The following is a 5,294-nucleotide window of genomic DNA, read 5'->3' on the forward strand; positions in this document are numbered from 1 at the left end:
CCGCTCGTCGCGCTGCTGTCTCGCCACCGCGACCGCGGCACGCGCGTCGGCGAGCCGGTCCAGCGCCGCCCCCAGGCTCAACAGGTGGTCCCGGCGAGCCGCGACGTCCGGGAACTCCTCTCGTGCCTCGTCCAGCGCCCGCGCGCGCTCCTCGATGCTCTGCACCAGGACGGCCCGCTCCGCCGAGTTCTCACCCTGTGACCGCTCGTGGGAGGCCCGCTCCTCCAGCAGCCGCTGCTCCTCCTCCTGGGCGGCGCGCACGGCCGCGGCCAGGGAGGCCGACCGCTGCGCGTGCTCGGCGATTCGCGCGCGCTCGGCCCGCACCTGCGACAGCTCCTCCGCCACGTCGTCGACACCGCGATCGCCGACCCGCTCCGCCGCGGTGTCGCGGCTGCGCTCCGCCTCGTAACGGGCGACGCGCGCGGCCTCCCTCCGCCGGTCGGCCTCCACCTCGCGCTCGGCCGCCGCCCGCTCGGCCTCCTCACTCACGGCGTCGGCGGTCGCCACGGCCGGCGCGGGATGGCTCTCCGAACCGCACACGGGGCACCCTTCCCCGTCCACCAGCTCGCGCGCCAACTCGGCGGCCATGCCCGCCAGGCGTCGTTCACGGAGGTCGAGCAAGGCGCTTCGCGCCTCGTTGTGGGCCGCGGTGGCGGCGACCTCGACCTCGCGCGCCTCCACCAGCGCCCGATCGAGCTCGGGCAGCGCTTCCGCGGCACGCAGCAGCGCTGTCAGCTGCTCCTCCCGCGCCTCGATCCCGCCGAGCCTGGCCTCGGCCTCGATGGCGAGCTCGCGTTGCGTGGTCAACTCCGCGACACGCTCGGGCAGTCCGTCCAGTTTCGACTGGATCACCGCGATGCGTTCGCTGTCGTAGGCGATCGCCTCGTCGAGGTGCGCCACCCGACGTCGATCGGTCTCCTGCCGCCGCGCCTGCTCCACCAGGCCAATGAGTCCCCCCGCCTCCTCACGCAGTTCACCCGCGCGCCGCCGCACACCGTCCACATCGAGCTGTACCTCGGTGAAACCGAGTTCACGGCACTCCGACTCGGCGACCGACTCCTCAGCCAGCGCACGCTCGTACTCGGCGTCGCCCACCCTCGTACCGGCCGACAGTTCCGCCACGGTGGCGGCCCGCCGCGCCGACTCCAGTTCGGCGCGCCAGCGAGCCCGCTGCGGCTCGTTGCGTTCCCACTCGGCGAGTCTCGCGTGTGCGGCCCGCACCCGGCGTACGCGGTCGTCCTCGGTCCTGCGGTCCTGCAGGCGCTGCCGGGCGGCCTCCCACGCGGTACGCGCCTCCTTCTCCGCCGCTCGCGACGTGGCGACGTCGGCCTCGGCTTTCGCCCGCAGCTCAGCCGCCCACGCGCGGTCGGCGTTCTCCGGCGCCTCGACACCCGCCACCTGCGCCAGGCGCGCGACCCAGTCGCGCACACCCGCCCGCCGGGCGTCCAGCTCCGCTCTCCGCTTCCTGCGAAGATCACTGAACCAGCGCTCGACCGCCGCGAAGCGTTCCGTGCCGAAGAGTCGTTCGAGCAGCTCGGCTCGTTCCCGCGTGTCGGCACGCAGGAACCGCGCGAACTCGCCCTGGGGCAGAAGCACCACCTGGAAGAACTGGTGGGCGTTCATCCCCAGCAGGCGTTCGACGACGCGCGCGACCTCGTCGCTGCGGGTCACCGCCTCCGCCGTGCCACCGTCCGGTGGCGGCGTGAGCCAGGTCAACGACGCCTTGGCCTGCTGCTTCGTGTAGCCGGTCCCGCGTCGTTTCGGCCGTTCGTACTCGGGGCTGCGTTGGATGCGCAGGCGATGTCCCTGCACGGTGAGGTCGAGCACCACCTCCGTGGGCAGGTCGGCCTGCGCGAGGTCGCACCGCAACCTCCGGGCGTCGGCCCTGGCTCCGGGCACGGTGCCGAACAACGCGAACGCCACCGCGTCGAGCAGCGTGGTCTTCCCCGCTCCCGTGTCACCGTGCAGAAGGAACAGCCCGTCCGCCCCGAGCGCGTCGAAGTCGACGACCTGCCGGGTGGCGTACGGCCCGAACGCGCATACCTCCAGCCTGTGCAACCTCATCGCAGCACCTCCTCGGGGTCGACGTCCGCCCGGCCCGCGGCCTCCAGCGCCTCGACCAGCAGGGCGCGCTCACGCTCGGTCGGTTCGGCACCGCGGCAGTCGGTCAGGAAGTTCTCGGCGATCTCCAGATCGGTGCGACCCCGCACCGCCTCCGAATACCGCAGCGCCGCGCCCGCTCCGCCCTCCGGCTCCCAGTCGAGGTGCACCGCGTGGGGGAACCGGGCGCGCAGCCTCCGCATCGCCTCGACCGGGCGCACCGGATCGGTGAGCGTGACCGAGAGGTAGCACTCGTGGAGGTCGTCGTGCTCCGGATCCTCCAGCAGCTCGTCCAGACGGCCCCGCAACGTCGCGAGAGGGCGGGGCACCGGGAGTTCGACGCGGTCGACGCCCGCCAGGCCGCGGTCGTCGAGATCGACGACCCACACCGACTTGCGCGTGGTCTCGGAGAACGAGTACGCGAGCGGACTGCCCGAGTAGCGGAGGTAGTCGGCCAACCTCTGCGGCCCGTGCAGGTGACCGAGCGCGACGTAGTCCATCCCGTCGAAGACGCAGCCGGGGACCTGCTCGACGCCGCCGACCGCGATCGTCCGTTCCGACTCACTGCCGACGCCCCCGGTGACGAACGCGTGGGCGAGCACCACGGACCGGACACCGGGCCCACGCGTGGCCAGGTCCTCCCTCACCCGGCGCATCGCCTCGGTCAGCACACCCGTGTGGCCGCGCGCCTCGGGCACCCCGAGCGCGAGCCGTGCCGGATCGGGTTCCAGATACGGGATCCCGTAGAACGCCACGGGCCCGTGCGCGTCCTCCAACAGCACGGGCCGGTCGATCGCGTCGATCGTCGTGCGCAGGTGCAGACCACCCGCCTCGGCGAAATCCGCGAAGGCTCCGAGCCTCGCGGCCGAGTCGTGGTTGCCCGGCGTGATCACCAACTCGGCGCCAGCCTCCCGAAGCCTCCGCAGAGCCGTCGTCGCCACGCGGACGGCCTCGGCGGACGGCACCGCGCGGTCGTAGACGTCGCCCGCCACGACGACCACGTCGACGGACAGTCGTTCGACGAGCTCGGCGAGGTGGGCGAGCACGGTGTCCTGGTCGGCGAGCAGGTCGGTGCCGTGAAAGGTCCGGCCCACGTGCCAGTCGGAGGTATGGAGCAATCGCACGCCGACAAGCTAAGCCCCTCGACCGACGGAATGGTGCAGGGACCCCCGCGTATCACTCGAACGTGTGTTCGAATGCGTCGAGCGCTGATCCTCGACCCGTTTTCCGCCATGATGGGAGGGCGCCACGGGAATGCGGGCCGCGAGTGCCGTGACAGGGGCACAGACCGCGGCGCATCGCGACGTCGCCACGGCACGGCCAGGCGTCGTCAGTCGACTGGGGAAGGACGGACAACCGGTGGGCTCCACCATTCTCGCCACCGCCGCCATCGCGGTGTCACTTCTGCTCGCGGTGGTCGTGGCCATGCTGTGGAGGCTGTACCAGGACAGCCTGCGCAGGGTCGACACGGCCGCACGACAGATCGAGGCCGAACGGCACAAGATCGACGCACAGCAGGCCGCCCTCCGCCGGTACGAGGTGGCGTTCGCCTCCATCAGCGGCCGCGGCGAACTGGGGGAACAGGTACTGGTCGAGACCGCCAGGGCCCTCGGTCTCCGCGAGGGGCTGCACTTCACCGTGCAGACCGACGTCGCGGGAGGCGGGGCGGCCAAGCCGGATCTGCTCCTGACCGTCGGCGGCGGCCGCACGGTACCGGTCGACGCCAAGGCCAGCCTCGCGTGCTGGGCCGAGGCCGTGGAGACCGACGACGCCGAGGAGCGCCTCGACGCCCTGCGCGTGCACGTACGGAACCTCCGGTCGCGGGCCGCCGAACTGGCGGGCAAGAACTACCAGCGCTGGGCGGACGCCATCTACGGCACGGTGATGTTCGTGCCCTCCGACGCGGCGGTGGTGGCGGCGCTCGACACCGACCCCGAACTGCTGCGGTGGCTACTGGACCGACGGATCTTCCTCTGCGGGCCGACCGGATTCGCCGTCGTGGCCTCGGCGGCGCTGTTCGCCGCGACCGAACGCACCCTCGTCGACGACGTGGAGAAGGTCCGGTCACAGGCCGCCGCGGCTCACCGCGCCGCGGGCAACGCGGTGGAGGCGTTGAACCTGTCCAGCACGCACCTCCAGCGGTTCCTGTCCGCCCGGCGGCGGGAGGTCGAGGCACTCGACAGCTTCCGCGCGCAGGTGTCCCCGTTGACGGATGCCGCGGCGAGTCCGTCGCCCGTCCCGGAGGTCCGCAGAACCGACGAGATGTCGGCGACGTGAGCCGGTGAGCCGGGTTTATTGTTGTCGATCATGATTCGCGCGCTCTCCGCTACAGGAATCCCGCTGTGTGAGCGGGTGAATCGTCGTGCTTGCCCTGAAAGCGCCCCTTCGGCGAACTTTTCCGAGTACGGTTTACCGACGGGTCACATGTTTTCGCGACGCAAGGGATACGGTGTTGCCTCGTGACCGCCATTCGTGACCGCCGGAGTGCGGCGGAGAGCGCCGAGACAGAGACGGCGGCGTTCCCCTGGGACGAACGCTCTGTCCTCAATTCCCGCCGGGGTATTCCCTGGTGGAGCGCCGCGCTGCTGACGTTCGGGCTGGCACTCGTCGGTGCGTTCGTCGACCAGTTCATGACGGACAGCCTGTCCGTGGTCTTCCACGTCTGCTACGTCGTCGGCGCGCTCGGGGCGATCACCGCGGTCCAGCGCAAGAGCCTTTTCGGCCCCATGGTGCAGCCGCCACTCGCGATGGCGTTGGCGGTCCCGCTCGTCGTACTCACCGCGTCGGGACTTCCCGAGGGCAGCGACATGCTCTCCAAAGGCCTGGCGATCGGCACTCCGCTCATCGAGAGTTTCCCGATGATGGCGGGCACCACCGCGGCCACCGTGCTGATCGGGATCCTCCGCATGGTGAAGCAGCGGGGCCCCGGCGCCGCTGAGGAGTCCGAGGCGGATTCCAAGTCGGCCAAGTCGGCCAAGTCGGCCAAGTCGGCGACGTCCAAGGCCTCGGAGAAGGCCGCCGTTCGCGACGACGAGGCGGAGCCCGACGACAAGACCCGTCCGGTGATCGGGCTCCCGGCGAAGACGGCCGAACGAGACGAGAACCGCCCGCGCCGTCGTGCTCCCGGCGCACCGAGCGACGCGCCGCCACCGGCGGAACGACGCTCCCGGCCCCGAAGGGATGCCGCGGCACCG

Annotated in this window: 4 protein-coding genes; 2 read left to right on the forward strand and 2 right to left on the reverse strand. The window is 71.7% G+C overall.

What is annotated here, in order from left to right; translation table 11 throughout:
• Together SACAZDRAFT_RS09105 and SACAZDRAFT_RS09110 are read right to left on the reverse strand one after the other, a co-directional pair.
• Positions 1–2,064: AAA family ATPase (locus SACAZDRAFT_RS09105; protein ID WP_005440872.1), on the reverse strand; the 2,064-nt coding region annotated here is incomplete at its 3' end.
• Complete coding sequence (locus SACAZDRAFT_RS09110) at positions 2,061–3,224, reverse strand: exonuclease SbcCD subunit D (RefSeq protein ID WP_005440873.1); 1,164 nt, start codon at positions 3,222–3,224, stop codon at positions 2,061–2,063. The genes SACAZDRAFT_RS09105 and SACAZDRAFT_RS09110, both read right to left, overlap by 4 nt.
• A 235-nt stretch (positions 3,225–3,459) precedes the next feature.
• Here SACAZDRAFT_RS09110 and rmuC point away from each other — a divergent pair, with 235 nt between their 5' ends.
• Together rmuC and SACAZDRAFT_RS23245 are read left to right on the forward strand one after the other, a co-directional pair.
• Positions 3,460–4,377: a DNA recombination protein RmuC gene (gene rmuC, locus SACAZDRAFT_RS09115; protein WP_005440874.1), complete on the forward strand. Its 918-nt coding sequence runs from the start codon at positions 3,460–3,462 to the stop codon at positions 4,375–4,377.
• Between the two features lie 182 nt (positions 4,378–4,559).
• On the forward strand, positions 4,560–5,294 hold a 735-nt coding region (locus SACAZDRAFT_RS23245), incomplete at its 3' end, for a DUF6542 domain-containing protein (protein WP_005440875.1).

This window comes from Saccharomonospora azurea NA-128 (genome assembly GCF_000231055.2).
GTDB lineage: Bacteria > Actinomycetota > Actinomycetes > Mycobacteriales > Pseudonocardiaceae > Saccharomonospora > Saccharomonospora azurea.